26 protein-coding genes, 1 pseudogene and 1 riboswitch are annotated in these 26,559 nt (G+C 73.2%); of the genes and pseudogenes, 8 read left to right on the top strand and 19 right to left on the bottom strand.

Annotated features, from left to right (window positions below; translation table 11 throughout):
- Positions 1-34 precede the first annotated feature (34 nt).
- From LIU39_RS14890 to tsaD, 6 genes are all read right to left on the bottom strand, one after another.
- Complete coding sequence (locus LIU39_RS14890) at positions 35-1,297, bottom strand: cytochrome P450 (RefSeq protein ID WP_227047175.1); 1,263 nt, start codon at positions 1,295-1,297, stop codon at positions 35-37.
- Positions 1,294-1,944, bottom strand: a complete 651-nt coding sequence (locus LIU39_RS14885) for a GTP-binding protein (protein ID WP_227047174.1) — start codon at positions 1,942-1,944, stop codon at positions 1,294-1,296. Before LIU39_RS14885 ends, LIU39_RS14890 begins: the two co-directional genes overlap by 4 nt.
- On the bottom strand, positions 1,925-2,281 hold the full coding sequence (locus LIU39_RS14880; RefSeq protein WP_227047173.1) for a DUF742 domain-containing protein: 357 nt from the start codon (positions 2,279-2,281) through the stop codon (positions 1,925-1,927). The genes LIU39_RS14885 and LIU39_RS14880 overlap by 20 nt, the downstream gene beginning before the upstream one ends.
- Positions 2,278-2,709, bottom strand: a complete 432-nt coding sequence (locus tag LIU39_RS14875) for a roadblock/LC7 domain-containing protein (protein WP_227047172.1) — start codon at positions 2,707-2,709, stop codon at positions 2,278-2,280. Before LIU39_RS14875 ends, LIU39_RS14880 begins: the two co-directional genes overlap by 4 nt.
- Complete coding sequence (locus LIU39_RS14870; protein WP_227047171.1) at positions 2,706-4,268, bottom strand: sensor histidine kinase; 1,563 nt, start codon at positions 4,266-4,268, stop codon at positions 2,706-2,708. The genes LIU39_RS14875 and LIU39_RS14870 overlap by 4 nt, the downstream gene beginning before the upstream one ends.
- 404 nt (positions 4,269-4,672) lie before the next feature.
- The gene (tsaD, locus tag LIU39_RS14865; RefSeq protein ID WP_227047170.1) at positions 4,673-5,746 is read right to left on the bottom strand and encodes a tRNA (adenosine(37)-N6)-threonylcarbamoyltransferase complex transferase subunit TsaD; all 1,074 of its coding nucleotides are present in this window, start codon (positions 5,744-5,746) and stop codon (positions 4,673-4,675) included.
- Between the two features lie 206 nt (positions 5,747-5,952).
- Here tsaD and cbiE point away from each other — a divergent pair, with 206 nt between their 5' ends.
- A complete protein-coding gene (gene cbiE, locus LIU39_RS14860) occupies positions 5,953-7,275 on the top strand; it encodes a precorrin-6y C5,15-methyltransferase (decarboxylating) subunit CbiE (protein WP_227047169.1) in 1,323 nt (440 codons plus the stop codon).
- Positions 7,272-8,045 carry a precorrin-4 C(11)-methyltransferase gene (gene cobM, locus LIU39_RS14855; protein WP_227047168.1) on the top strand — a complete coding sequence of 258 codons (774 nt, stop codon included), beginning with the start codon at positions 7,272-7,274 and terminating at the stop codon, positions 8,043-8,045. Before cbiE ends, cobM begins: the two co-directional genes overlap by 4 nt.
- Here the strand turns inward: cobM and LIU39_RS14850 are convergent.
- From LIU39_RS14850 to LIU39_RS14820, 7 genes and pseudogenes are all read right to left on the bottom strand, one after another.
- Complete coding sequence (locus LIU39_RS14850) at positions 8,042-8,356, bottom strand: DUF1330 domain-containing protein (protein ID WP_227047167.1); 315 nt, start codon at positions 8,354-8,356, stop codon at positions 8,042-8,044. The genes cobM and LIU39_RS14850 overlap by 4 nt on opposite strands.
- A 170-nt stretch (positions 8,357-8,526) precedes the next feature.
- Positions 8,527-9,198, bottom strand: a complete 672-nt coding sequence (locus LIU39_RS14845) for a sensor domain-containing protein (protein ID WP_227047166.1) — start codon at positions 9,196-9,198, stop codon at positions 8,527-8,529.
- 94 nt (positions 9,199-9,292) lie between these two features.
- The gene (locus LIU39_RS14840; RefSeq protein ID WP_227047165.1) at positions 9,293-9,658 is read right to left on the bottom strand and encodes a hypothetical protein; all 366 of its coding nucleotides are present in this window, start codon (positions 9,656-9,658) and stop codon (positions 9,293-9,295) included.
- Between the two features lie 407 nt (positions 9,659-10,065).
- Positions 10,066-10,323, bottom strand: a pseudogene (locus LIU39_RS14835) (transposase); the annotation flags it as partial.
- A gap of 145 nt (positions 10,324-10,468) precedes the next feature.
- Positions 10,469-10,855 (bottom strand): VOC family protein, encoded by a 387-nt coding sequence (locus tag LIU39_RS14830; RefSeq protein ID WP_227047164.1) that lies wholly within the window; start codon positions 10,853-10,855, stop codon positions 10,469-10,471.
- Positions 10,852-11,145, bottom strand: coding sequence for an ArsR/SmtB family transcription factor (locus tag LIU39_RS14825; protein WP_227047163.1), 294 nt, complete (start codon positions 11,143-11,145; stop codon positions 10,852-10,854). The genes LIU39_RS14830 and LIU39_RS14825 overlap by 4 nt, the downstream gene beginning before the upstream one ends.
- Positions 11,146-11,614: 469 nt before the next feature.
- Positions 11,615-12,760 (bottom strand): cobalt-precorrin-5B (C(1))-methyltransferase, encoded by a 1,146-nt coding sequence (locus LIU39_RS14820; RefSeq protein ID WP_227047162.1) that lies wholly within the window; start codon positions 12,758-12,760, stop codon positions 11,615-11,617.
- Positions 12,761-12,777: 17 nt separating this feature from the next.
- Here LIU39_RS14820 and LIU39_RS14815 point away from each other — a divergent pair, with 17 nt between their 5' ends.
- Entirely contained in the window at positions 12,778-13,572 is a 795-nt protein-coding gene (locus LIU39_RS14815) for a cobalt-precorrin-6A reductase (protein ID WP_227047161.1), read from the top strand.
- Positions 13,573-13,591: 19 nt separating this feature from the next.
- On the opposite strand, the gene LIU39_RS14810 is transcribed toward LIU39_RS14815, so the two are convergent.
- The 4 genes from LIU39_RS14810 to cobG form a co-directional block, all read right to left on the bottom strand.
- Entirely contained in the window at positions 13,592-13,960 is a 369-nt protein-coding gene (locus tag LIU39_RS14810; RefSeq protein WP_227047160.1) for a hypothetical protein, read from the bottom strand.
- 680 nt (positions 13,961-14,640) lie between these two features.
- Complete coding sequence (cobJ, locus tag LIU39_RS14805; RefSeq protein ID WP_372463879.1) at positions 14,641-16,128, bottom strand: precorrin-3B C(17)-methyltransferase; 1,488 nt, start codon at positions 16,126-16,128, stop codon at positions 14,641-14,643.
- Positions 16,129-16,230: 102 nt separating this feature from the next.
- Entirely contained in the window at positions 16,231-16,857 is a 627-nt protein-coding gene (locus LIU39_RS14800; RefSeq protein ID WP_227047159.1) for a precorrin-8X methylmutase, read from the bottom strand.
- A 58-nt stretch (positions 16,858-16,915) separates the two neighbouring features.
- Positions 16,916-18,322 carry a precorrin-3B synthase gene (cobG, locus tag LIU39_RS14795; protein WP_372463872.1) on the bottom strand — a complete coding sequence of 469 codons (1,407 nt, stop codon included), beginning with the start codon at positions 18,320-18,322 and terminating at the stop codon, positions 16,916-16,918.
- A 113-nt stretch (positions 18,323-18,435) separates the two neighbouring features.
- Positions 18,436-18,583, top strand: a riboswitch (cobalamin riboswitch).
- Positions 18,584-18,619: 36 nt separating this feature from the next.
- Here cobG and cobN point away from each other — a divergent pair.
- The 5 genes from cobN (at position 18,620) to LIU39_RS14770 (ending at position 25,397) form a co-directional block, all read left to right on the top strand.
- Positions 18,620-22,258, top strand: coding sequence for a cobaltochelatase subunit CobN (cobN, locus tag LIU39_RS14790; protein WP_227047157.1), 3,639 nt, complete (start codon positions 18,620-18,622; stop codon positions 22,256-22,258).
- A 142-nt stretch (positions 22,259-22,400) separates the two neighbouring features.
- On the top strand, positions 22,401-22,646 hold the full coding sequence (locus LIU39_RS14785) for a hypothetical protein (protein ID WP_227047156.1): 246 nt from the start codon (positions 22,401-22,403) through the stop codon (positions 22,644-22,646).
- Positions 22,615-23,133 carry a DUF6879 family protein gene (locus tag LIU39_RS14780; RefSeq protein ID WP_227047155.1) on the top strand — a complete coding sequence of 173 codons (519 nt, stop codon included), beginning with the start codon at positions 22,615-22,617 and terminating at the stop codon, positions 23,131-23,133. Before LIU39_RS14785 ends, LIU39_RS14780 begins: the two co-directional genes overlap by 32 nt.
- Before the next feature lie 25 nt (positions 23,134-23,158).
- Complete coding sequence (locus tag LIU39_RS14775) at positions 23,159-24,007, top strand: helix-turn-helix domain-containing protein (RefSeq protein WP_227047154.1); 849 nt, start codon at positions 23,159-23,161, stop codon at positions 24,005-24,007.
- Positions 24,008-24,290: 283 nt separating this feature from the next.
- Entirely contained in the window at positions 24,291-25,397 is a 1,107-nt protein-coding gene (locus tag LIU39_RS14770; protein ID WP_227047153.1) for a methyltransferase domain-containing protein, read from the top strand.
- 84 nt (positions 25,398-25,481) lie between these two features.
- On the opposite strand, the gene LIU39_RS14765 is transcribed toward LIU39_RS14770, so the two are convergent.
- Complete coding sequence (locus LIU39_RS14765; protein ID WP_227047152.1) at positions 25,482-25,676, bottom strand: DUF397 domain-containing protein; 195 nt, start codon at positions 25,674-25,676, stop codon at positions 25,482-25,484.
- Positions 25,673-26,557: a helix-turn-helix domain-containing protein gene (locus tag LIU39_RS14760; RefSeq protein ID WP_227047151.1), complete on the bottom strand. Its 885-nt coding sequence runs from the start codon at positions 26,555-26,557 to the stop codon at positions 25,673-25,675. The genes LIU39_RS14765 and LIU39_RS14760 overlap by 4 nt, the downstream gene beginning before the upstream one ends.
- Between the last annotated feature and the right edge of the window lie 2 nt (positions 26,558-26,559).

Below are 26,559 nucleotides of genomic sequence, written 5' to 3'. Positions count from 1 at the left end.
GGGCGGGGGCGCCGGGCCCGCCCCCGTACCCGGCCTACGCGCCAGGTGCCGGCGTGTACGCGGGGGTGAACTCGACCGGCAGGGCGGTCAGTCCGCGCATCCACAGCGACGGGTGCCACACCAGGGCCGCTTCCGGTACCGCCAGCATCACGTCGGGCAGCCGGTCGAGCAGCACCTCGACCGCTGCCCGCGCGATCACCTCGGCCAGTTCGGGCGCCGGGTACGGGCAGGCGTGCTCGCCGTGGCTGAACGACATGTGGGCCTGGTTGCTGTCCGCGCCCGCCGCCGTGAAGTCCGGCCTGACCTGCGGGTCGGTGTTGGCGGCCGCGAGGCCCATGACGAGCAGGTCGCCGGCCTTGATGCGGCGGCCGCCGAGCTGGGTGTCGCGGGACGCCCAGCGGCCGATGTAGTTCTGCGTCGGGGTGTCCTGCCACAGCACTTCGTTGAGCGCCTGGCCGACGCTGCGCCGGCCGCCGGACAGGCTCACCGCGAACCGGTCGTCGGTCAGCATCAGCCGCAGCGTGTTGCCGATCCAGTTGGCGGTCGGCTGCTGGGCCGCGGCCATCACCACCAGGAGGTCGATGACCACCTCTTCCTCGGCGAGCCCTGCCGGGTGGGCCAGCAGCCGGGACGGTACGTCGGCGCCCGGCTGCGCGTGCTTGGCGCGCACCAGGCGCGCCATCCGGGCGGCGACCCGCTGGTGCGCGTCGATCGCGCCGGGCCCCTCGTCCAGCGATCCGGCGATGTCGACGACCAGTTGCGGCACCTCGTCCGGCGGCAGCCCGAACAGTTCGGCGACGACCAGCAGCGGCAGCCGCAGCGCGTAATCGGCCATCAGGTCGGCTTCGCCGCGTCCGGCGAAGGCGTCGGCGAGGCCGTCGGCGAGCCGCTCGCAGATCTGCCGCAGCTCGAACTGGTCGACGGCGAGCAGCGCGTCGCTGATCGCGCCGGACCGCCGCCGGTGCTCGGCGCCCTCGGCGAACATCACCGACGGCTGGTAGCCGACGAACGGCATCAGCGGCCAGTCGTCGGGGATGTCCTTCCAGGCGTGCCAGCGGCGCGAGTCGCGGGCGAACAGCTCGTTGTTGGAGGTGACTTGGTGCACCTCGCGGTAGCCCAGGACGAACCAGGCCGGGATGTCGCCGTCCAGCAGGACCGGTGCGACCGGCCCGTGGGTGCGCCGCATCTCCCGGTAGAGCCGCGCCGGGTCGCCGCTGAGCCCGGCGCCGTACAGCGGTACGGCGCCGGAAGCGGCGTGGGCGGGGCAGCCGACGGGCGGCGGGTACTGCTCGGTCACGGTGCGGTCTCCTGGACGGACAGGGCGTAGAGGTGGTCGACGAGGGTGATCAGCACGGTCTTGGCCGACTCGCGGTCGCGTGCGTCGCAGTCGATCAGCGGGATGTCGGGCGACAGGTCCAGCGCCTCGCGGACCTGTTCCGGGCTGTGCTGCGGGCCGCCGAAGTCGTTGCGCGCGACGATGAAGGGCATGCCGTGCGCCTCAAGGCGGTCGATGGCGTACCAGGAGTCGTCGAGCCGACGGGTGTCCACCAGGACCACGGCGCCCAGCGTCCCGGAGAACAGCCGGTCCCACAGGAACCAGAACCGCTCCTGGCCTGGCGCGCCGAACAGGTAGAGCACGGCACTGTCGTTGACGCTGATCCGGCCGAAGTCGAAGGCGACGGTCGTGGTCGACTTCGCCTCCACGCCGGTGGGGTCGTCGACGCCCACCCCGGCGCGGGTCATCGTCTCCTCGGTGCTCAGCGGCCGGATCTCGCTGACCGATCTGACCATCGTGGTCTTGCCGACGCCGAAGCCGCCGACGATCACGATCTTCAGGCCGTTGTCCGCGGTGGCGCGCAGCGGCGTGCGGGACGCGGCGGCGTCCTGCGCGGGCGCGCCTGCGGCGGCCCCGGCTCGCTCGGTCTCAGAGGCGGTGGAGTGCATCGAGCACCTCCTTCAGCAGGTCGGTGTCGGGAAGGTGGGCCTGCGTCACGGGCCGCGGGTGGCGGGCGGTGACCTTGCCGGTGTCCAGCAGGTCGGACAGCAGGATCCGGACGACGCTCACCGGCATCCGCAGCTCCGCCGAGACCTCCACGACGGCCACCGGGCGGCGGCACATGGCGAGGATCCGGACGTGCTCGGACTGCATGCCGGGCGCCGGTTCGCACTCGCTGACGATCAGGGTGACCAGGTCGAGCGTGCGGTCGTCGGCGGCCCGGCTGCGGCCGCCGGTGACGGTGTAGAGCCGGTCCGGATCGTCGTCGGGACCGAGCCTTCTCATGCCGGCTGCTCCGGGCTGAGCGTGCGGCCCTCGTCGCGCGGCGCGGCCTGGAGGTAGTCGCCGATCTGCTCGACGAGTTCGTTCATGTTGAACCCGATCAGGCCGACGTCGGCGTCCTCGACGGCCAGCAGGGCCAGATGGGCACCGTGCCCGGCCTCCACGATGAACAGGATCCCGCCGTGGAACTCGGTCATGGCCTGCCGGACGCCGCCGGTGCCGTCGCCGAACTCGACCGACGCGCCGTGCGACAGGCTCTGGATGCCCGAGGCTATGGCGGCGAGCTGGTCGGCCTGGTCGACGGTCAGGCCCGGCGAGTGGCAGAGCTTGAGGCCGTCGCGGGAGAGCACCAGCGCGTGCCGGGCACCGGGCGTCTTCTGGAGGAGGTTCTCCAGCATCCAGTCGAGGCTGCGGTCGGTCGTGTTCGTCATCGGATGTCGTCCTCCGGACGTGCGGGAGCGGGAGCGGGGGATGGTGCGGGCGGGTCGCCGGGGGTGCCCTGGACGGCCCGGCGGAAGGTGCGGAAGCGTTCCGCGGCCTCTTCGCGGGAGCGGGCCGGGCGGGGCGGGGCGGGGCGGGCCGCCGGTGCCCGGTCCGTGCCGGAGGGCGCGGTGGTGGCCAGGGTCTGGCCGCGGCGCCGCTTGGGCAGGCCGCTCTCGCCGTACTCGGGCGCGGCGGCGGCGCGCGCGGCCTGGGGCGGCACGGTGGGCGGCGCCGGCGCGGGCGGCGCCACGGGGACGGGCGGGGTAGCCGGTACGGCCGGTTCGGACGGGGCGACGGGGGCGACGGGCTCGGAGGGGGCCCGCACCGCCTGCGGCCCGGGTGCCGGGACCGGCTCGTGCACGGTGTCCTGCGCCGCGTCCCGGGCCGCAGGACGTCCGGCCGGCCGCGCCTCGGTGATCAGCTGCTGCGGGATCAGCACCACGACGCCGGTGCCGCCGCGCGCCGAAGGCCGGAACGAGACGTTCAGCCCGTGCTTGCGGGCCAGGCAGCCGACGACGGCGAGGCCGAGGCGGGTGCCGGACAGCGACATCAGGTCGAGGGTGTCGGCGGAGACCGCGCTCTCGGCACGGCGCAGCGCCGTCTCACTCATCACCAGGCCGCTGTCCTCGACGGAGACCACCACACCGGCCTGCGCCTCCTCGACGTACACATGGACCGGCGAGGTGGGCGGCGAGAAGGAGGCGGCGTTGTCCATCACCTCGGCGAGCGCGTGCATGATGCCTTCGGCGGCGTGGCCCGCGACCGCTGCGGTGCTGCTGTTGTGCAGCTGGACCCGGCGGTAGGCGCTGATCAGGCCCATCGCGCCGCGCAGGATGCTCTCCATCGCGATCGGCTTGTTCCAGCGGCGTCCCGAGCGGGCGCCGGTCAGTACGGCGATGGAGTCCGCGAGCCGGCCGGCCTGTGCGGTGGAGTGGTCAAGACGCAGCAGGTCGCCCAGGACTTCCTCGCCGTGCCGGTGCTCCATCTCGCGCAGGTCGGCCAGCATGCCGGTGGCCAGCGCCTGGACCCGGCCCGCGGCGTTGGCGCAGGCGGACATCGCGGCCGCCCGCATCCGCTCACCGCGTCCGACCTCCACCGCCAGCGTCTGCATGATCCGCCGGTGCGCGGCGGTGGCGGGCTGCGCGGTGCGGCCCAGTGCGGTGTCGGCCGATGCGCCGCCGCGGAGCTGGGCGACCAGCGCGGGCAGCGTCTCGTCGGCGAGCAGTTCGGCCTCGGCGCGTACGGCATCGGCCTCGGCCCGTACCGCGTCGGCATCGGCGAGGTGGCGCCGGGACAGCCGCAGTCCGTAGACCGAGGTGCTGACGGCGGCGCTCAGCAGAACGGCCGCCGCACCGCCGCACCAGGCCAGCGCGGTGCTGACGGTGTCGGGCGCGGTGAGCGAGGCCCACAGGCACAGCCCGCCGGAGACCAGGAGCGCGGCCGGCAGGGTGAGCAGCGCGTCGCCGAGCGGCGAGCGCGCTGCCTGAGGGCGGGAAGGTGGTGGCATCGGACAGGTCCTCGGAGCGATGGCGGCGGCGGTACGGAAGATGGCAAGCTGCGGCGGTGCGGGCAGGATGTGGCGGGCCGTCCGACGGGCTGTGGCCGGCCGGGTCGCGGCACGCGCTCACGGCGTAAGCGGAAGATCGACTGCACCTTATCCGCTCGGCGGCGTCCGGCAACCCTGTGCTCAACAGGCAGATTCCGTACCGGAATCGGGCCGTGCGGGGGTGGTGCACGGGGCAGTCCGGGAGCTGTCCGCATATACGCGCTGATGGCGCATCAGCTCAAGCGTCGCATACCGGGTGATGCCGTATCAGGCGTTTCCCGGATCCGCTCTCGGTCCGGCCGCCGTTACGCGGTCCGACCAGCCGTCACGTGATCCGCCCGGCCCTCACGCGATCCGCCCGGCCCTCACGCGATCCGCGCCCCGGCTCCCGCGACCGGATGCAGCGAGGCGTACTCCAGCGGCGCCGACGGGTCGATCGAGACGTCCAGCGGCGCCGGTGCGGTGCCCGCCCGCACCAGGAGGTCGCCGACCGCGGCGATCATCGCGCCGTTGTCCGTGCACAGCCGCAGCGGCGGCACCCGCAGCGTGAGCCCGGCCGCCGCGCAGCGCTCCTCGGCCAGCGACCGCACCCGGGAGTTGGCGGCCACCCCGCCCACCACGACCAGCGTCCGCACGCCGTGCTCGGCGCAGGCCGCCACCGCCTTGCGGGTCAGCACGTCGGCGACCGCCTCCTGGAGCGAGGCCGCGCCGTCCGCGAGCGGCAGCGGGACGCCCGCCGCGCGATGGCTCTCCGCCCAGCGGGCCGCCGCCGTCTTCAGCCCGGAGAAGGAGAAGGCGAAGCGGGTGTCGTGGGCCCCGGAAGCCAGGGGCCGGGGAAAGGTGACAGCGCGCGGATCCCCCGCGCGCGCTGCCCGGTCGATGGCGGGCCCGCCCGGATAGGGCAGCCCGAAGACCCGCGCGACCTTGTCGAAGCACTCGCCCGCCGCGTCGTCGATGGTGTCGCCGAGGTGCACGATCGGGTCGCGGGCCAGGTCGCGGACGAGCAGCAGCGAGGTGTGGCCGCCGGAGACGATCAGCACCATGCAGGGGTCGGGCAGCGGGCCGTGTTCGAGGGTGTCGGCCGCGACGTGCCCGGCGAGGTGGTGCACGCCGTACAGCGGGACGCCGAGCGCGTAGGCGAGTCCCTTGGCGCCGGCCAGGCCCACCTGGAGCGCGCCGGAGAGTCCGGGGCCCGTGGTGACGGCGACCGCGCCGATGTCGGCGGCGCGCAGCCCGGCATCGTCCAGGGCGCGGCGGACGACGGGGTTCAGGGCGTGCACATGGGCGCGGGCGGCGATCTCCGGGACCACGCCGCCGAACCGCGCGTGCTCGTCCATGCTCGACGCCAGGGCGTGCCCGAGCAGCCGGCCGTCACGGACCAGGCCCGCGCCCGTCTCGTCGCAGGACGATTCGATCCCCAGCACCACAGGCGAGCCCATCGGCGGGCCTCCTTCCACGTCTCCACGGGTCTTCTTGCGCATGTTCCGCTCTTGCGAACTATAGGCAATAAGCCCTGCCCCGACTCCCCGGCGACGGACCGGAGCACACCGCTGCGTAAAGTGCGGCAGCGTCCCCCAGCCGCCCATTCCGCCCATTCCATCCCGCCCCTCAGCCCGGCGGATCCCGAGGTACGAGGTACTCGGCAGTGACCCCCCAGGTTCCTTCCCCACCCCCCGCGATCACCGTCGTCGGCATCGGCGCCGACGGCTGGGACGGGCTGCCCGCCGCCTCCCGTGACGCCCTGCGCGACGCGGAAACCCTGATCGGCGGAACGCGCCAGCTCGCCCTGCTCCCCGCCGCCTGCGCAGGCACCCGCGTCCCCTGGCCCACGCCGCTGCGCCCCGCGGTCCGCGGCCTGCTCGCCGCCCACGCGGGCCGCCGCATCTGCGTGCTGGCCAGCGGCGACCCGATGTTCTACGGCATCGGCAGGACGCTGACCGAGGTACTGGCAGACGACCCCGGGCGCCCCCGGCTGCGCGTGCTCCCGCACCCCTCGTCCGTCTCGTACGCCGCCGCCCGGCTCGGCTGGCCGGTGGAGGAGACCGAGGTGGTCACGCTGGTCGGGCGCCCGGTGGCGCGGCTGGCCGCTGCGCTGCACGACGGGCGCCGGATCCTGGTCCTGTCCGCGGGCGCAGGTACGCCCGCCGAGGTCGCCGCGCTGCTGCGGGCGCGCGGCTTCGGACCGACCCGGATGCGGGTCCTGGAACAGCTCGGCGGCGCGGGCGAGGCCCTGGCCGAAGGAACCGCCGCCACCTGGTCGCGCCCGCCGGGCGACCCGCTCAACGTCGTCGCCCTGGACTGCCTGCGCGCCCCGGACGCGCCGCGCCTGCCGGCCGTCCCCGGGCTGCCGGACACGGCGTACGAGCACGACGGCCAGCTCACCAAACGGCACGTCCGCGCCGCCACCCTCGCCGCACTGGCCCCGGCCCCCGGCGAACTCCTCTGGGACATCGGCGGCGGCTCAGGATCCATCGCCATCGAGTGGCTGCGCACCCACCCCGCCTGCCGGGCCGTCAGTGTGGAACGCGACGCCGTACGCGCCGAGCGGATCGGCCGCAACGCCGACACGCTGGGCGTTCCCGCGCTGCGCGTCGTCCAGGGCGCCGCCCCCGCCGCACTGGCACAACTGCCCACCCCCGACGCGGTGTTCATCGGCGGCGGCCTCACCGCCCCCGGCCTGCTCGACGCCTGCTGGGCCGCGCTGCCGCCCGGCGGCCGGCTCGTCGCCAACACCGTGACGCTGGAGTCGGAGGCACTGCTCGCCGACCACTACCGGCGCCACGGCGGGGAACTGGTCCGCCTCGCGGTCGCGCACGCGGTGCCGGTCGGCGGCTTCACCGGCTGGCGGCAGGCGATGCCGGTCACCCAGTGGGCGGCGGTCAAACCGGCGCCCGGCCGCCCGGCGGACGTCGCGCCGCCCGCATCCCCCGCACATCCCGCCCGTCCCCAGGAGACCGAAGAACCATGACCGTCCACTTCATCGGCGCAGGCCCGGGCGCCGCCGACCTGATCACCGTGCGCGGCGCCCGGACCCTGGCCGCGTGCGGCGTCTGCCTCTACGCGGGCAGCCTGGTGCCGCGCGAACTCCTCGACTCCTGCCCGCCAGGCGCCCGGCTGATCGACACCGCGCAGCTCGACCTGGACGCGATCACGGCGGAACTGGTGCGCGCCCACGAGGAGGGCCACGACGTCGCCCGGCTGCACTCCGGCGACCCGTCCGTCTTCAGCGCCGTCGCCGAACAGATGCGCCGCCTGGACGCGGCCGGGGTGCCCTACGACGTGGTGCCCGGCGTGCCCGCCTTCGCCGCCGCGGCCGCCGCGCTGGGCCGCGAACTGACCGTCCCCACCGTCGGCCAGACCGTCATCCTCACCCGCGTCGCCCAGCGCGCCACCGCCATGCCCGAGGGCGAGGACCTGGCCACCCTCGGCGCGAGCGGCGCCCTGCTGGTGCTGCACCTCGCCGCGATGTACGTCGACCGGGTCGTCGAAGAACTGCTGCCGCACTACGGCGCCGACTGCCCCGCCGCCGTCGTCGCGATGGCCTCACGCCCCGACGAACTCGTCCTGCGCGGCACCCTGTCCGACATCGCGGACCAGGTGAAGTCCGCCGGAGTGGTCCGCACCGCCGTCATCATGGTCGGCCGCACCCTGGGCGCGCAGCAGTTCCCCGACAGCCACCTGTACTCGACGGAACGGGAGCGGCCGCACGGGGCTTGCGGGGCGCAGGGGACGGCCTAGGCCGGAAGGGAGAAGCCCTCGGGCGGCGACCCCTCGACGAACATCATGCTCACCCGCACCTTCCCCTCCCGTATCTCCCGGGCCCGCCGGTACTCGGGGGAGTCGTACCACTCCCGGATCCGGTCCAGGTCGGGAAACTCGATGACCACGAACCGGGCGGAGTCCCAGGTGCCCTCGACGGGCTCGGGCGTGGCGCCCGCGACCAGGTATCGGCCGCCGTGGCCGAGGATGGACTTCTGGGCCACGGCTGCGTAGGCAAGCCCGGCCTCCTCGTCGAGCACATCGACGTTGACGATCGCGTAAGCGGGCATGGGATTCCCCGTTTCTTCGGATACGGCGTGTTCTGTTGTCACGGTGGGGACTACGGGGACACCTGGCGCGGACGGCTGACGGCCGCGGGGCCGTCGGCGCGCCCCCACACAGGCCCTGGACGCCGTCCGTTCAGCCGTCCGTTCCACCGTCCGCGCTGGTGAGCGGTCCGTCAGCCGAGCAGGGCCCGGGACAGGCGAGCCTGGGCGCGGAGGATGTGGGGGCCGAAGCCGAAGGCGAGGATGATCTCGGCGACGCCCAGGCCGGCCGCGAGCTGGGCCGAGGTGTAGCTGGTCAGGTGGACGAAGAGGAACCAGTTTCCGTCGCCCCAGGTGGAGACCAGCGGCTCCCAGAGGAACGGGAGCGCGATCCCGAAGACGCCGTGCGCGATCAGCGCGAAGGGGAGCAGGGCGAGCAGGCCGACGGGAAGCGTGAGGGCGAGCTGGGCCCAGCCGAGCCGGCGCCAGGTGGAGGAGTGGGAGAGGACGGCCGCCGCGGGCTTCAGGAACGCCGGGGTGCCGGGCGCGGTAACGGGTGCGCCGGGCGCGGATATCGCGGCGGGGTCCTGCGGGACGGTGGTGGGCGCGACGCCGGACCAGCGTTGCCCCAGGGTCAGTTGGCGGTGGGCGAGGGAGCGCAGGGCGCGTGCGGCCGGAGGGACGAGGATGAAGCCCACCCAGACGATCAGCAGCAGCATCGCGAGGATCAGCAGCCACGCCGTCACCGCCGCGAGCAGTCCGAGGCCGAACAGCGCCAGCCCGCGCCACGGCGCCAGCAGCCGGCCGCCCAGCGCCGGACCCCGCCCCACGGCCGCCCCGGTCTCCGCCTGTACTCCGCCCGCCATGTCCCCGTCTCCTGCCAGCCTCGATCTCGGCGGATCCGGTCAGTGATCCGCTCGGCCACCATCCTCGCCCACCGGCCACACAAGATCACTGGGGTTACCCCCCCCGCCGGCCCGTCCCGTCCGCAGTGACCAACGGCGGCCCGAACCCCTCCGGCACCCCGCCCCGCCGGGGACACGCCGCACCCGCAGCTCCCGCCATCCGCAGGAACCGCACCGGCTGGGCCGACCACTCCACCCGCGCCGTCCCGCACCGGAGGGCGAGCCCGCAGGGCAGGCCCAGATGCAGCGCGATGACGGCATCGACCCGCTCCCGCACCGTCACCTTGCCGAGCAGCCGCCGCCGGTCGAGTCCGGGGAGCCCGGCGGCCATCTCGTGCGCGTCGGCCGCTGTGCAGGAGAGCGCGAACACGGGGTCGCTCGCGGCGGCCGCGGTCCACGAGGCGAGTCGCTCGGCCTCCACCGACCGGTACACCTACCGCTCACACCGGAACCCGCTGGTGACGAGCCCGCCCGGTACCGTCACGCCGCGCTCCACGCCACCGCCGCCTCCCTGGTGGACCGGCTCCGGAGCCGGTACCTCCGCACGGCGGTGGCCGCCTCGGGCCGCGCGATGACCGTGTACGTGCACCCGTCCCCGTCCACCGCCCGCACCGCGAACGGAATCCCGGCCGCCGGCGCCTGACGCGCCCACCGTTGCGCGGCCGGACTCTCCAGTCACGCCCGCACCGCCCGGTCGTACGGCGCACCTGGTGGTGCTTTGTCAGGTGGTGTCGTAGGGCTGCCGTGGGGTGGGTTGATGGCAGGTGGGGCAGATGCCGGTCCAGGTGGCGAGGGGGTGTTGGAGGAGGTCCAGGGCCTGGTGGAGGGTCAGGTCCCGGCAGGGGCTTTGGGGCTCTTCCGCTGTTCGGTCAGGAAGAGGTGGGCGGCGGTGACGAGGGTGACGTGGCGGTGCCGGCCGGTGAATGAGCGGCCTTCGAAGCGGTCGAGTCCGAGGGCGGTCTTCAGCTCGCGGTGGTCGTGCTCTGTGCGCCACCGCAGTTTCGCGAGGCGGACCAGATCGCGGGCGGGAAGGCCGGTGGGCAGGTGGGAGATCCAGTACTTGACCGGCTCGTCCCCGCCTTCCGGTCATGGGGCACGGCAGTGCAGGGCCGTCGCCGCCCGCTATGACAAGCGCGGACACGTCTGTCCGGGGACCGTCACCGCTGCCGCCCTGCTCAGCGGCTCAGAACGTGACCGTGGACGGCAGCTTTCGGCCGTTCGCCGTGCCGACTTACTTGTACTCGGCGATCTGGATGAGGTTGCCGCAGGTGTCGTCAAGGACCGCGGTGGTGACCGGGCCCATCTCCAGGGGTTCCTGGGTGAAGTACACCCCGAGTCCGCGCAGCCGGTCGAACTCGGCGTGCACGTCGTCCACAGCGAAGGAGGTGACCGGAATTCCGTCGTTGACCAGTGCCTCCGTGTACGGCTTGACCGCGGGGTGGCCGTTGGGTTCGAGGACCAGTTCGGTGCCGTTGGGCTCCTCGGGCGAGACCACGGTCAGCCACCGGTACTCTCCGAGCGGAACCTCGGTCTTCTTCACGAACCCCAGCACCTCGGTGTAGAAGCGCAGGGCCTTGTCCTGGTCGTCGACAAAGACGCTGGCGAGATTGATCTTCATTGGGCGCTCTCCGGCACGTCGGGCCTGAGCCACCGGTTCAGGATGCGCTCAAGCGGTTCGGTGTTCAGGTCGTGGAATTTGTAGCGGCCCTGGCGACGTGTGCGGACCAGGCCGGCGGCTTCCAGTACGGCGAGGTGCTGGCTGATCCCCTGGCGGGACAGACCCAGGCCGTGCTTGGTCGTCAGCCGTGCGCAGATCTCGAACAGGGACTGACTGTCCCGATCCGCCAGCTCATCGAGGATGCGCCGACGCGTGGGGTCGGCCAGCGCCTTGAAGACATCGTCCACCATGACCTCATCATAGGCAAGTCAGCGCTTTCCTATCGAGTCGTGCACCCTTGCGCCACCTGATCGAAGGGACACGCCTGACTGCTGCGCCATCTGTTCCGCCCGCGTCCGCGCCCAGGCCGGCATCCCGCCCGGCGCGTGCGGCACCCGGCCACCGCAGTCCACGCCCGCCCCACGGCCACCTGCTGCCGCGCATCCAGGAAGCCATCGGCCGCCGTGTCACCGCAGGGCGCGACGACCTCCATGGGCGCGATGCGGACGCACGCGAAGCGAACTTCCTGGGCGTCCGGGTCGGCAGCCCGATCCTGGCCGGTGCCCATCGCCTCTGGGACGACCAGGGCGTCGTCGAGTACGGGAATGGTGCCTGCCCACCGCCTCGTCGTCGGATACGAGTACCGCTTCGACGCGGCCCCCGGCGAACAGGAGTGATCCGGCGGTCAGCCCGGCGGACGGAATCCGGCCGCCCGGCCCGCTACACCCCCGGCCCCAGCGCCTCCGACCGTCCCACCACCAGTCCCGCCCGGTCGATGCAGACGACGTCGACGGTGACCGGGGCGCCGCGCAGTACGGACAGGGCCTCGTCGCGGGCGGTGACGGCCACCAGGTCGCCCAGGGGGATTCCGGCGGCGGCGCACAACTGGAGGGCGGCGAGGCCGGTGTTGGCTTCGGTGACGGCGGATGACAGTGCCTCCTCGGCGCCGCCGTGGCGGGCCAGTTCGGCGAGGAAAGCCTTGTCCACCTGGGAGCGGGCGGAGTGCAGGTCCAGGTGGCCGGCCGCCAGTTTGGACAGCTTGGCGAAGCCGCCGCAGATGGTGAGGCGGTCGACGGGGTGGCGCCGTACGTACTTGAGCACCGCGCCCGCGAAGTCGCCCATGTCCAGCAGGGCGTCATCGGGCAGGTGGTGCAGCGCGACGGCGACCTTCTCGGACGTGGATCCCGTACAGCCCGCCACGTGGCGCCGGCCCGCCGCGCGCGCCACGTCCACGCCGCGCCGGATGGAGTCGATCCACGCCGAGCAGGAGTACGGCACGACGATGCCGGTCGTGCCGAGGATGGACAGTCCGCCGAGGATGCCGAGCCGCGGATTCCAGGTGCTGCGGGCGATCTCCTCGCCGTGGTCGACGGAGATCTCCACCTCGACGTCGCCGCGCCCGCCGTGCCGGGCGGCCACCTCGGCCAGATGACCGGTGATCAGCTGCCGCGGCACCGGGTTGATCGCCGGCTCGCCGACGTCCAGGGGCAGCCCGGGGCGGGTGACGGTCCCGACGCCGGGACCGGCCCGGAAGACCACTCCCGAACCGGCCGGCAGTTCGCGCACGGTGGCCCGGATCAGCGCGCCGTGTGTGACGTCCGGGTCGTCGCCCGCGTCCTTCACCACCGCCGCCATCGCCCGTCGGCCGCCGTCGGCCAGCTCTTCCTTGGCCAGCGCGAAGGCGGGGGTCTGGCCCTTGGGCAGGGTGATGGTCACCGGGTCGGGGAAGTCGCCGGTCAGCAGCGCGGTGTAGGCGGCGGTGCCGGCCGCCGTCGCGCACGCGCCGGTCGTCCAGCCGTGCCGCAGCCCGGTGTGCGCGAGCTGGGCGCTGCGGCCTCCCGTACCCTGCGGTTGCGCTTCAGCCATGGAGGAACCCGGAAGTGATGAACGACGTGTCCGATGAGCGAGCGGTGCCCGCCGCCGGGCGGCCCGGCCGCCATGTACTGGTGCTCGGCGGCACCACGGAGGCGCGTGAGCTGGCCGCTGAGCTGGCCGCGGGCGGCCCGGAGGTGCGGGTCACGTCCTCGCTCGCCGGGCGGGTCGGCACTCCGCGGCTGCCCGTGGGGGAGGTCCGCATCGGAGGGTTCGGCGGCTCCGACGGCCTTGCCCGCTGGCTGCGCGAGCACGCGGTGGACGCGCTCATCGACGCCACCCATCCTTTCGCCAACACGATCAGTCTGCACGCGGCGCAGGCCGCCGCCACCGCCCATGTTCCCCTGCTGGTCCTGCGGCGGCCCGGCTGGGTGCCGGGGCCCGGCGACAGCTGGCATCCGGTGGACTCCCTTGACGAGGCCGCGGCCGTGCTGCCCGCCCTCGGCAGCCGCATCTTCCTCACCACAGGACGCATGGGACTCGCGCACTTCGCGCACCTCACCGACCTCTGGTTCCTCGTACGCTCCGTCGACGCGCCCGAGGCCCCGCACCCGCCGCGGATGCGCACCCTGCTCGACCGCGGACCCTTCACCCTCGACGGCGAACGCGCGCTCCTCGCCGGCCACCGCATCGACGTCCTCGTCACCAAGGACAGCGGCGCCGCGGCCACCGCACCCAAGCTCACCGCGGCCCGCGAGGCCGGGCTGCCGGTCGTCCTCGTCACCCGGCCACCGGCGCCGGACGGCGTGCCGACGGTGGCCGGGCCGGCCGAAGCGGCGGAGTGGGCGCGGCGGCTGCTGTCCTGACCGCCGCGCCCTGGGTGGCTCAGCGCTTACGGGGCGGGCGGCGGCGGCGCGGGCCGCGGCAGGCGCAGCCCAGGCCCTCGTCACGGACCTGACGGTAGGTGGGGGTGACCTCGCGGCCGCAGTGCGTACAGCGGCACGGCCACGGCTCGTACGCGCCGGGACAGGCGACGAGCGGCACCAGACCGGCCGCGTGCATGGTCCGCTCGGCGACCGTGGCGGGCTGCCCGGCCGGCGGCTGCGGGGCGGGCTGCGGCGCGGGGCCGGGCTGCGGCTGGGCGGCCGGTTGCTGCCGGGGCAACGGCCCGGCGTCCGGCGCGGGCGGGGGCAGCGGAACGGGCCCGGACGGCGGGACAGGGGCGGACAGCGGAGCGGGCGCCAGCGGAGGCATCGGGGCCGATGTGCTCCGGGCGGGAGGCGGCAGGGGGACGGCCGGCTCCGGGGGACGTGCCGCCGGAGGGCCGGCCACCGGGAGGTCCGGAGCCGGGGGACCGGCCATCGGGATCGGGAGACCCGGATCCGGGGGACTCGGCTCCGGTGCGTACGCATCCGAAGGGCCAGGCCCTGGAACGTATGGCTCCGGAAGTCGCCGTCCCAGCACGGGAGTTCCTGCCTCCGGCACCGCCTCGGGTACCGGAGCCGGAACCACCGCTTCCTGGCCCGGCCCCGGCAACACCGGCTCCCCGACCGGTCCTTGAGGCGGTGGCAGGAGCCGTTGGGACGGCACCGGTGGCCGGGGGTCGCCGGCGTGCCACTGGTGCAGGCAGTCGGCGCACCACCACAGCAGTTCGCCGCCGCCGTAGACGCCCTCGTCCTCCCACAGGAGGTCGGTGCCGCCACAGGACGGGCAGGGTGCGGCCGGGGTGCGGCGTCGCCTTGCGCGAAGGCTCATGAGTGAGACCTGGTCATGGTTCTCCGACTTCATCTGTTCTCTGCCGTGATGGCAAGGGCACACCCCGCCGATGCACGTGGTGTGAGCCTGCACAGCAACAATGTGCCACCCGTCCGTGCACAACAGCCGACAGTTCGGTCAATTTGGAGAACCGGCGCCCGGCCACCGGCGCACCGTGCTCAGCCCTCCGGGTACCGCCGCGGCGTCCACACGATCTCGGTGCCGTCGCCGCGCCGTACCGCGCGGGTCTGGGACGAGCCGATCAGCAGGATCGTGCGCATGTCGACCTGGCCGGGATCCAGATCGGCGAGCCGCACGATCCGTACGGACTCCTCGGGGCCCCCGACGTCCCGGCCGAGTACGACCGGGGTGTCCGGGGCGCGGTGCTCCAGCAGGAGTTCGCGGGTCTTGCCGACCTGCCAGGTGCGGCTGCGCGAACCGGGGTTGTAGAGGGCCAGCACCAGGTCGGCCGCGGCCGCCGCCCGGAGGCGTCCGGCGATGACCTCCCACGGCTTGAGGCGGTCGGAGAGCGAGACGACCGCGTAGTCGTGGCCGAGCGGGGCGCCGGCCTTGGCGGCCGCGGCGTTGGCGGCGGTGACGCCGGGCAGCACGCGGACCGGGACCGAGCGGTAGGGCTCCTGCGAGGCGACTTCGAGCACCGCCGTGGCCATCGCGAAGACGCCGGGGTCACCGCCCGATACGACCGCCACCCGGCGGCCGCGGCGGGCCAGATCCATGGCGAGTTCGGCGCGTTCGGACTCGACCTTGTTGTCCGACCCGTGCCGCAGCTGGCCGGGACGGGCCGGCACCCGGTCCAGGTAGGTGGTGTAGCCGACCAGGTCGTCGGCCCCGGCCAGCGCGCCCCGCGACTCGGGCGTCAGCCACAGCGGCCCGGCGGGCCCGGTGCCGACGACCACGACCTCACCCGTGCCCGTATCCGCAGCTGTATCCGTATCGGCTGCGGTGTCCGCGCCGGGTGCCGCCTCCGGTACGGCCCGGGCGGCGACCCGGCTCGGGACCACCGCCACCGCGAAGTACGGAACGGAGTCCGCCGCGACGTCCGCCAGCAGGCCGGTGCGTTCGCCCGCCATGGTGGCGCGCTCGACGTACCGGGCCTCCGGCATCCGCCCGGAGCGTTCCATCGCCCGCTGCACGGCGGGGAAGGTGCGGCCCAGCTTCATGACCACGGCCGCGTCGGTGGCGGCGAGCCGGGCCGTCAGCTCCTCCTCCGGGAGGGTGCCCGGCAGGATCGTCAGGACCTCGTCGGCCTCGGCGAGCGGCGTTCCGAGCCGGGCCGCCGCCGCGCTGACGGACGTCACGCCGGGGATGACCTCGGTCGGGTAGCGGTGGGCGAGCCGCTTGTGCATGTGCTGGTACGAGCCGTAGAAGAGCGGGTCGCCCTCGGAGATGACGGCGACCGTGCGGCCCGCGTCGAGGTGCACGGCGAGCCGGGCCGCGGCCTCCTCGTAGAACGCGTCCAGCGCGCCCCGGTAGCCGCCGGGATGATCGGTCGACCCCGTGGTGACCGGGTAGACCAGCGCCTCTTCGATGTGGTCGGCACGCAGGTGCCCGGCCGCTATGGACCGCGCGATGGACCGGCCGTGCCGGGCGCTGTGGTACGCCACCACGTCCGCTTCGGCGATGACCTGCACGGCCCGCACGGTCATCAGGGACGGGTCGCCGGGGCCGAGCCCCACGCCGTACAGGCGGCCCGCAGGCCGCTCCTCGTGCACGCCGTCGGACTGCCCGTCGGGCTGCTGCTCGCTCACTTATTCTTCCTCGCTCGCCATGGCGTTGACCGCGGCCGCGGTCATGGCGCTGCCGCCGCGCCGCCCGCGCACCACGATGTGGTCCAGCTTCGACGGATGGGCGGCAAGCGCGTCCTTGGACTCGGCCGCGCCGATGAAGCCGACGGGAATGCCGACGACCGCTGCCGGGCGCGGTGCGCCCTCCTCGATCATTTCCAGCAGGCGGAACAGCGCGGTGGGCGCGTTCCCGATGGCGACCACCGCGCCGTCCAGCTTCTCCCGCCACAGCTCCATCGCCGCGGCGCTGCGGGTGGTGCCCAGCTCGGCGGCGAGCGCGGGCACCGCCGGGTCGGCGAGGGTGCACAGCACCTCGTTGTCCGCCGGGAGGCGCTTGCGGGTGATGCCGCTGGCGACCATGTTGGCGTCGCACAGGATCGGCGCACCGGCGCGCAGCGCCGCGCGCGCGCTCGCCACCACGCCTGGCGTGTAGGCGAGGTCGGGTACGAGGTCGACCATGCCGCAGGCGTGGATCATCCGGACCGCGACCCGGCTGACGTCGGCGGGCAGGCCCGCGAGGTCCGCCTCGGCGCGGATGGTGGCAAAGGACTGGCGGTAGATCGCCGCCCCGTCCTTCTCGTAGTCGAACACGGTGCCCTCGGTGTGGTGGGTCGGTGGTGGGTTGGTGGCAAACGGTGGGTGGGCCAGGTCAGGTGCCGGACGGCGCCTGGGGTGCGGCGGCCCTGGCGGCGGCGACGGCGTCGGCCGCCTGCCGCGCGGTGGCGCCGGACGCGACCGGCTCCGGTGGTGCCCCGGGCCGTACGACGGAGACCTGGTAGCCGTCGTCGGTGGCCAGGACGTCGATCCAGGAGCCGTGCGGGTGGCCGCAACGGCGCGCGCAGCCGGACCACTGCACGGGCAGCCGCCCGGCGGATCCGGCGGTATCGGCCGCGACGGCTCCGGCCGCGTCCGCCCGTACGTCCGTCAGGGACTTGGCGCAGCCGGGGCGGCCGGTGCAGGCGCCGGTCCGGTGCCAGGGGGACGCGGGGTCGGTGACCAGTCCGGCGGCGGCCAGCCCTGGCAGCCGACGCGCGGCGGTGGCGGGCGCCGCCCCGGGCACGACCACGCCGCGCCACGGGGTCAGGCGCAGCGTGCCGTCGCCGTCCGCGGCCGCCGCCTCGGTCAGCAGCCGCCACTGGGCGCAGGTCAGCCGGCCCAGCGGCGCCAGCACGCTGAGCGCCGCGCCGCCGGAGCCCTCGACGATGCCGGGCGCGGTGGCCTCCCCGTACGACGGTGCCTCCCGGTACGCGGGCACGTCACCGGGCGGCACGTACGCGGCGGCGATGCCGGCCGCCCGCAGCCGCTCGCCGGTGTCGCGGACCCCGGGCATCCGGTCCGCCGGAAGGTCGCGGACCCGCCAGGCGCCGGTGCCGTCCGCCGCCGCCAGGAAGTGCCCGGCCGCGGCGAGCGCGGCCCGCGGCACGTCGGGGCCCGCGATCCGCAGCGCAGCCGGACCGCCGTCCGCGGCGTCCCGGAAGCCGTCAGGTGCGCCCAGGAAGAGCAGCGCGCCACCGCCGGTCGCCCCGGTAGGTTCCGCGGCTTCTGCGACCAAGGTCACATCGCCGCCGAGCGCCGCCACATCGCCCCTGCCGTCGTCCAGAACGAAGAGGAAACGGCCTGACAGCTGTGGCGCGACGTCGCTCGCGCACAGCAGCTCGTCCAGCTCCCCGGCCCAGCGCCGCACGTCAGCGGGGGTGCGGCGGTCGAGGCCCGCGAGCGGTGAGGCGAGGATGTTGCGGACGCGTTCGTGCCGGGCGGAGGGCAGCAGTCCGGCGCCGGACAGCAGCGCGGCCAGCTCCTGGCCGCAGCCGTCGGACAGGCCGCGCAGTTCGACGTTGCCGCGCGAGGTGAGGGAGATCCGGCCGTCCCCGAGCCGCTCGGCCGCGTCCGCGAGAGCCACCGCCTGACGCACCGTCAAGTCCCCGGCCGGTACCCGGACTCGGGCCAGCGCCCCGTCCGCCGCCGGATGCAGCCGCAGCGCTCCCGGGCAGGCGTCACCGCGCTCGCGCAGCGGCGTCTTGGCCCCGGGAGGCCGGGCGGAGGGGGAGGGCGGCATGGCGGCGAGCATACCGACGTCGGGTGAGCGCCAGGTCGTGAGCCGGGCCGCCAGGGGAGGGGGCGGACGGCCGGTTCGGATGCGGCCTCCCGCGTCCGGGACGGAGCCCTTACTATGCAGGTCGGTGAGTCAGCCGACCCACCGAACGCCGGCGACGGCGCCAGGGAGGAAGCCCGGTGAGAATCCGGCGCGGTCCCGCCACTGTGAACCCGGACATCCTCCGGGCGAGCCAGGAACTCCTGCCGTCTCTACGACCCACCCGGGGCGCGGACACCCCGAGGAAGGCCCTGCGCTCGCATGCTTCTGCTGCTGTCGACATCCGACACCGACCTGCTCAGCGCCCGCGCTGCCACCGGTCCCGTGCCGTTCCGGCTCGCCAACCCCGCCCGTCTCGACGTCGGTGAGCTGCCCGCGCTCCTGGAAGGCGTCGACCTCGTCGTCGTGCGTCTCCTCGGTGGCATCCGCGCCTGGGAAGAGGGCCTGGAGGTGCTGCTCGCCGCAGGCCAGCACCGCCCGGTCGTCGTCCTCACCGGCGAACAGGCCCCCGACGCGCAGCTCATGGAGGCGTCCACGGTCCCGGTCGGCATCGCGGCCGAGGCGCACGCCTACCTCGCGCACGGCGGCCCCGCCAACCTCGGCCGCCTCGCCCGCTTCCTCTCCGACACGGTCCTGCTGACCGGCCACGGCTTCGAGCCTCCGGAGCCCGCCCCGTCCTGGGGAGCGCTGGAGCGGCCCGCCGCCCGTACGGACATCGAGGGCCCGCTGGTCGCGGTGCTCTACTACCGCGCCCACCACATGAGCGGCAACACCGGCTTCGTCGACGCCCTGTGCGCGCAGATCGAGCAGGCCGGCGGCCGCCCGCTGCCGCTCTTCGTCGCCTCGCTGCGGGCGCCCGAGCCCGAGCTGATCGACGCGCTGCGCCCGGCCGACGCCATCGTCACCACCGTCCTGGCCGCCGGCGGCACCAAGCCCGCCGAGGCATCCGCGGGCGGCGACGACGAGTCCTGGGACGCGGGCGCGCTGGCCGGTCTGGACGTTCCGATCCTCCAGGCCCTGTGCCTGACCGGCACCCGCGCCGCCTGGGAGGAGAACGACGAGGGCCTGTCCCCGCTCGACGCCGCCACCCAGATCGCGGTCCCCGAGTTCGACGGCCGCCTGATCACCGTCCCGTTCTCCTTCAAGGAGATCGACGAGGACGGCCTGCCGACCTACGCGGCCGACCCCGAGCGTGCCGCCCGGGTCGCCGGCATCGCGGTCCGCCACGCCCGCCTGCGCCACATCCCGGCCGCCGACAAGCGCCTCGCGCTGGTCCTGTCCGCGTACCCCACCAAGCACTCCCGCATCGGCAACGCCGTCGGTCTGGACACCCCGGCATCCGCCGTCGCCCTGCTGCGCCGGCTGCGCGACGAGGGCTACGACTTCGGCACCGAAGAGGTCCCCGGCCTGGCATCGGGCGACGGCGACGAGCTGATCTACGCCCTGATCGAGGCCGGCGGCCACGACCAGGAATGGCTCACCGAAGAGCAGCTGGCCCGCAACCCCGTCCGCATCCCGGCCGCCGACTACAAGCGCTGGTACGCCACGCTCCCGCAGGAACTGCGCGAGTCCGTCGAGCAGCACTGGGGCCCGCCGCCCGGCGAGATGTTCCTGGACCGCAGCCATGCCGCCGAGCCGGGCCGCGACCCCGAGGGCGACATCGTCCTGGCCGCCCTGCGCCGCGGCAATCTCCTCGTCCTCATCCAGCCGCCGCGCGGCTTCGGCGAGAACCCGATCGCGATCTACCACGACCCCGATCTGCCGCCCTCGCACCACTACTTGGCGGCCTACCGCTGGATCGCCGCGTCCGCCGACGACGGCGGCTTCGGCGCCGACGCGATGGTCCACCTGGGCAAGCACGGCAACCTGGAGTGGCTGCCCGGCAAGAACGCCGGCCTGTCCGCCGCCTGCGGCCCCGACGCCGCACTCGGCGACCTCCCCCTCATCTACCCCTTCCTGGTCAACGACCCGGGCGAGGGCACCCAGGCCAAGCGCCGCGTCCACGCCACCCTCGTCGACCACCTCGTCCCGCCCATGGCGCGCGCGGAGTCGTACGGCGACATCGCCCGCCTGGAACAACTCCTCGACGAGTACGCCGCGATCTCCGCCATGGACCCGGCCAAGCTGCCCGCCATCCGCGCGCAGATCTGGACCCTCATCCAGGCCGCCAAGCTCGACCACGACCTCGGCCTCGAAGCCCGCCCGGACGACGACGGCTTCGACGACTTCCTGCTGCACGTCGACGGCTGGCTGTGCGAGGTCAAGGACGCCCAGATCCGCGACGGCCTGCACGTCCTGGGCGGCGCCCCCACCGGCCCGGCCCGCGTCAACCTCGTCCTCGCCATCCTCCGCGCCCGCCAGATCTGGGGCGGCACCTCGGCCCTGCCAGGACTGCGTGAGGCCCTCGGCCTCGACGAGTCCGCGGCCACCCGCACCGCCGCCGACGACACCGAGGAGCGCGCCCGCGCCCTCGTCCAGGCGATGGAGGACGCCGCCTGGGATCCGGCCGCGGCCGCGCGCGTCACCGCCGAACTGCCGCCCGCGCAGCGGGAAGCGGTCACCGCCATCCTCACCTTCGCGGCCCACGAGGTCGTCCCCCGCCTGGCGGGCACCACCGACGAGATCACCCACGCCGTCCACGCGCTCAACGGCGGCTTCGTCCCCGCGGGCCCCTCGGGATCCCCCCTGCGCGGCCTGGTCAACGTCCTGCCGACCGGCCGCAACTTCTACTCCGTCGACCCGAAGGCGGTCCCGTCCCGCCTCGCCTGGGAGACCGGCCAGGCCCTGGCCGACTCCCTCCTGGAGCGCTACCGCACCGACAACGGCGACTGGCCCACCTCCGTCGGCCTCTCGCTCTGGGGCACCAGCGCCATGCGCACCTCGGGCGACGACGTCGCCGAAGCCCTCGCGCTGCTGGGCGTCCGCCCGGTCTGGGACGACGCCTCACGCCGCGTCACCGGCCTGGAAGCCATCCCGTCCGCCGAGCTGGGCCGCCCCCGCATCGACGTCACGCTCCGCATCTCCGGCTTCTTCCGCGACGCGTTCCCGCACGTCATCGGCCTCCTGGACGATGCCGTACGGCTCGCGGCAGGGCTGGACGAGCCGGCTTCCGAGAACTACATCCGCGCCCACGCCCAGGCCGACCTCGCCGCCCACGGCGACGAACGCCGCGCCACCACCCGCATCTTCGGCTCCCGCCCCGGCACGTACGGCGCGGGCCTGCTCCAGCTCATCGACTCCCGCGACTGGCGCACCGACGCCGACCTCGCCGAGGTCTACACCGTCTGGGGCGGTTACGCCTACGGCCGCGGCCTCGAAGGCCGCCCGGCCCGCGACGAGATGGAAACCGCCTACAAGCGCATCGCCGTCGCCGCCAAGAACACCGACACCCGCGAACACGACATCGCGGACTCCGACGACTACTTCCAGTACCACGGCGGCATGGTCGCCACGGTGAAGGCGCTCAAGGGCAAGGCCCCCGAGGCGTACATCGGCGACTCCACCCGCCCCGAGACGGTCCGCACCCGCTCCCTCGTCGAGGAGACCTCCCGGGTCTTCCGCGCCCGCGTCGTCAACCCCCGTTGGATCGAGGCGATGCGCCGCCACGGCTACAAGGGCGCCTTCGAACTCGCCGCCACCGTCGACTACCTCTTCGGCTACGACGCCACCACCGGCGTCGTCGCCGACTGGATGTACGACAAGCTCGCCCAGACCTACGTCCTCGACCCGGAAAACCGCACCTTCCTCCAGGAAGCCAACCCCTGGGCCCTCCACGGCATCGCCGAACGCCTCCTCGAAGCCGAATCCCGCGGCATGTGGGAAAAGCCGGACGCGGACACCCTGGCCGCCCTCCGCGAGGCTTTCCTGGAGACGGAGGGGGACTTGGAGGGGGAGGGCTGAGAGCGGGCCTCCCTCCGGCGTGGCCGGGGCTGCGGCCCTGGCTCCGCCCGGCGATACCTGTCCTCTTGACGGAGCCTGGCTCGTGGACAAGGGTCGTGCCGCAGGCCATTACTGATGGTCATCGAGGGAAAGGCAGCCCTCCATGTCCCTGCGGTTCTTCGGCAAGGATCCCGACACGGACGAGGACCACTGCCCGACGGTCTGGGTGGATGACGAGAACGCCGATCTCGTCATCCAAGGGTGGAAGGCGGACCACGGGACACAGGAGAAGTGCCTGAAATCCGGTCCGATCCCTGACACCGAGGCCGTCATTCGCGTGCCGGCCCGCATGGTGCCGCAGATCAGGAAGGCATGCGATGCCGCAGAACGCTCAGCCGAGCTTCGCTGAGGTCATCAGGGATACGGGCCGCTCGGCGGTCCACCTGGAGATGCGCGACGACTACGGCGACAACGAGCGGTTCGCCGCGTGGCGGCGTGGCGAGCGGATCGACTGGGACGATCGGGCGGCATGGTGGCGTCCGTTCCATGACCGGATCGCCGAAGCCGTGGCGCGCGGGGTGTCGATCCGTCGGGCCCGCATCGTGAGCGAGCCTGCCTCGGAGTACATCCGATGGGAGCACCACATCACGCCGGCCAACATCAGCGCCGGCGAACAGGTCCGGTGGCTGCCCCGGCGTCTGACGTCGGATCTGGCGCTCCCCGGCAATGACTACTGGCTCTTCGACGGCCGGTTGGCGCGGATCCACCATTTCGCGGGGGACGGCTCGCTCGTGGCCGACGAGTTCACCACGGATCCGACGCTCCTCACATCCTTCGCGTCCTCGTTCGAGGCCGTGTGGGAGCGGGCCGTTCCGCACGAGACGTACGCCGTCTGACGCCTCCTTCTTCGCCATCCCGCCGATGCCACCGTCTCCGTTCCCCGGCGCCCAGGCAGCTCGTGAGTCCGTATCTGCCCGGCTGAAGGAAATCCGTTGCGACGCCGGCCTGACGATGCAGGCCCTGGCCGATCTCTGCGGCTGGCACAAGACGAAGACTTCGCGCATCGAGGCCGTGAAGACCACCCCATCCGATGCCGATCTCCAAGCTTGGTGCGCGGCCTGTGGCGCTGAGGACCAAGCGGCCGACCTCATCGCCGCGTCCCGCTCGGCCGACTCGATGTATGTCGAGTGGCAGCGCAGGGAGCGCACGGGGCTGCGCAGGCTTCAGCAGGCCAGCATCCCTCTGTACGCAAAGACCACATTGTTCCGTGCGTACTGCTCCAGGGTCGTGCCCGGCCTTCTCCAGACGGAGGACTGTGCGCGGGCTCTTCTTTCCCTCATCGCGACCTTCCGCAAGCTGCCCGATGACGTCGGCGAGGCCGCGGCAGCTCGCGCAGACCGGTCGCACATCATTCGCGACGGACGTCACCGCTTCGCCATGCTGGTCGAGGAAGACGTGCTCTTCCAACGTGTGGGCGACGACTCCGTCATGGCCGGCCAGCTCGGCCATCTGCTCACCGTCATGTCCTACCCCGCCGTCTCCCTGGGGATCATTCCGCGGTCCGCTCCCCGTGTTCTGTGGGGGCCGGAGACCTTCACGATGTTCGATGACGAGCGGGTCCACGTCGAGCTGCTGGCCGCCAAGGTCACCGTGACGACACCGAGCGAGGTGGAGCTGTACCGACGGGCCTTCCACCAACTCGGCAAGATGGCCGTGCACGGCACTGCCGCCCGTGCCCTGATCAGCAGGGCCAGGGACGCTCTCGGGTGATTGCCCCGCAACAATGTGCAACATCGTGGACTGCCAACTCCCCGCCTGCATAGCGTCGTTCGCAGCAAGGTGGTCGGTGGAGTCCCCGAAGGCCGCGGGAGCAGTTGCCCGTGCCGCGGCTTCGATCCGCCACTCCATACCCGTGATCGACAGGAAGCGAGGCACCCATGGGCAAGAAGGGCGGAGGCCACTCCGGCAGGCCCGATACATCCGACAGCGACGGTCACCGCGACAGGCCGCCGGGGCCGACCAAGCCTTACGAGCCTCCGAAGAAGTGAGGCCGATGGCGACGCACCAGTGGCTCGTCGAAACGCTGCAGAGCAAGGGGGTATTGCTGCCTGACTGGCAGGAGGCGGTGGCCTCGGTGGACCGCGCACTGTTCATCCCGGAGGTGTGCGAGGGGCAGGTTTTTTCCACCGATACCGAGGGCTGGCTGCAGGCGGTCTACGCGGACTCCCCTCTTGTCACGCAGGTCAACGACGGGAGAGCGACGCCCGAAGGGGAGTTCAGGCTTTCCACCTCGTCCTCCTCCATGCCGTCGATCATGCTGGAAATGCTCGGTCTGCTCGACGTACGGGAAGGGCACCGGGTGCTGGAGATCGGCACCGGCACGGGATACAACGCCGCCTGGCTGTGCCATCGGCTGGGTGAAGAGCAGGTGGCCAGCGTGGAACTCGACGCGGCGGTCCTGTCCACCGCTGTGGCGAACCTGAAGCGCGCCGGTTTCCGCCCGACGGCCGTCCTCGGCGCCGCGCACGACGGGTACCCGGGGGGAGCGCCGTACGACCGCATCATCTGTACCTGCACCATGCGATACGTGCCGCAGTCCTGGCTGGAGCAATGTCCCGAGGGGCGGATCGTCACCCCATGGGGCAGCAGCTTCTTCAGCGGCTCCTACGCCACGCTGGATGTGGAGGGCGGCGAGGCTCAGGGCAAGTTCTCCGGCTATCCGGCCTTCATGTGGGACCGCACCCGGCGGGCCGGGGCCGGGCGCATCGCGGATCTCTACCGGGGGGAGCGGGGCGAGACGACCACGGCGGATATCCCGCCGCAGAACGTCATCCAGGATGCCCCGGCCTTCTTCACCAGCCTGCGGGTCTCCGACGCCTGGTACCGCTGGTACGAGGCGGACGACAGCAGCGGCGAAGCGACGCTGTGGTTCTTCGCCGACGACGGGCGGTCATGGGCGACCGTGGAATACGTCCCCGGCAGGGAGCCGTACGAGGTGGAGCAGTACGGGCCCCGCACTCTCTGGGACGAGGTGCGAGAGCAGTTTCTGCGGTGGCACGAACTCGGGAAGCCGGAGCGGTCCCGGTTCGGCCTGTCGGCGGACGGGGACGGACAGCGGGTGTGGCTGGACGACCCGCGCGACGTGATCGGGCGACCGTAGCCAGAGACGGGCGGAGGGAACGGCTGCCGAAGTGACGGGAGCCCCCGGCCCATCGGACCGGGGGCTCCCTCTGCCGTCGGCAGCTCAGATGACCGTGGCGTCGTCGCGTTTCAGCGTCCGGACGAACGAGGTCCAGGCAGCGCCGGTGAAAGCGAGTTGGGGGCCTTCCGGGTTCTTGCTGTCGCGCACGGCCGTAGTTCCGGGAACGTTCCGGGCGACCTCTACGCACTCCCCTTGGGAACCGCTGTAGCTGGACTTGTGAAACTCGAATGCAGTCACCGGTACTCCTTGATGAAGCTGGCCAGTCGGGCGCGGGTGTCGTCGGGGGACAAGGCTTGCCTGCGCACGCTATCGAACAGCCCTCGGTGCCTGTTCGCATCATCCTCACGCTCCAGCCACAGCCTGGAGCCGGCAGTCTCCACATGGATAACGTCCAATGCGGCCGGTTCCTCGAAGCCCACGATCACGAACGGGCCGCTCATCGACGCGTGCGCCGCAGCCTCGAACGGCCATACCTGAAGCTTGACGTTGGGCATGGTGGATGCCTCAACGAGACGTTCCAGTTGCCCGCGCATTACCGTTGGCCCGCCGACCTGCTGTCGTAGGACGGCTTCGGAGAGGACCGCCCACAGTTCCAGGGGCTTGTCCTCCGTGAGCCGCGCCTGCCTGTCGATCCGCGCCGACACGAACCGGTCGACCTCGTCCGGGTCCTCCCAAACGTCATCGGCGACAACTACGGCACGGGCGTACTCGGGTGTCTGCAGGAGACCCGGGACCAGTTGGTTCTGGAAGGTGCGAATCCGGGATGCCCCGGCCTCAAGCTGGATGTACTCCAGCAGGTCACCGAGATCTGTGTACTCCTCCCACCAGCCTTTTGCGCGGCGGCGTTCGCGGTCCGCCTTCGCGAGGGCCAGCAGTCGGTCCCTTGCCGGACCGACACGTTCCAGGCCGTACAGATCACAGAGCGCGTGAAGGTCCGGGTCACGTACGGGCACGGCACCGCGCTCTATTTTGGCGACCTTGGTTTGCGTGGCCGTCAGGTGCTTTGCCGCCTGGGGCTGAGTCAGACCTTGTGCAACGCGGAGCTTCAGCAGCTCTCCGCCCAGCTTCCTGCCCAGGACGGTGGATTTCCGCACGGCGCTTGCCTGTTGAGTCGTCACTT

The sequence above is a fragment of the Streptomyces pinistramenti genome (assembly GCF_020564935.1).
In the GTDB taxonomy this organism is placed as follows: Bacteria; Actinomycetota; Actinomycetes; order Streptomycetales; family Streptomycetaceae; genus Streptomyces; species Streptomyces pinistramenti.
The sequence above is the reverse complement of the archived record's forward strand: the minus strand, read 5'-3'. Positions and strand labels throughout refer to the sequence as shown.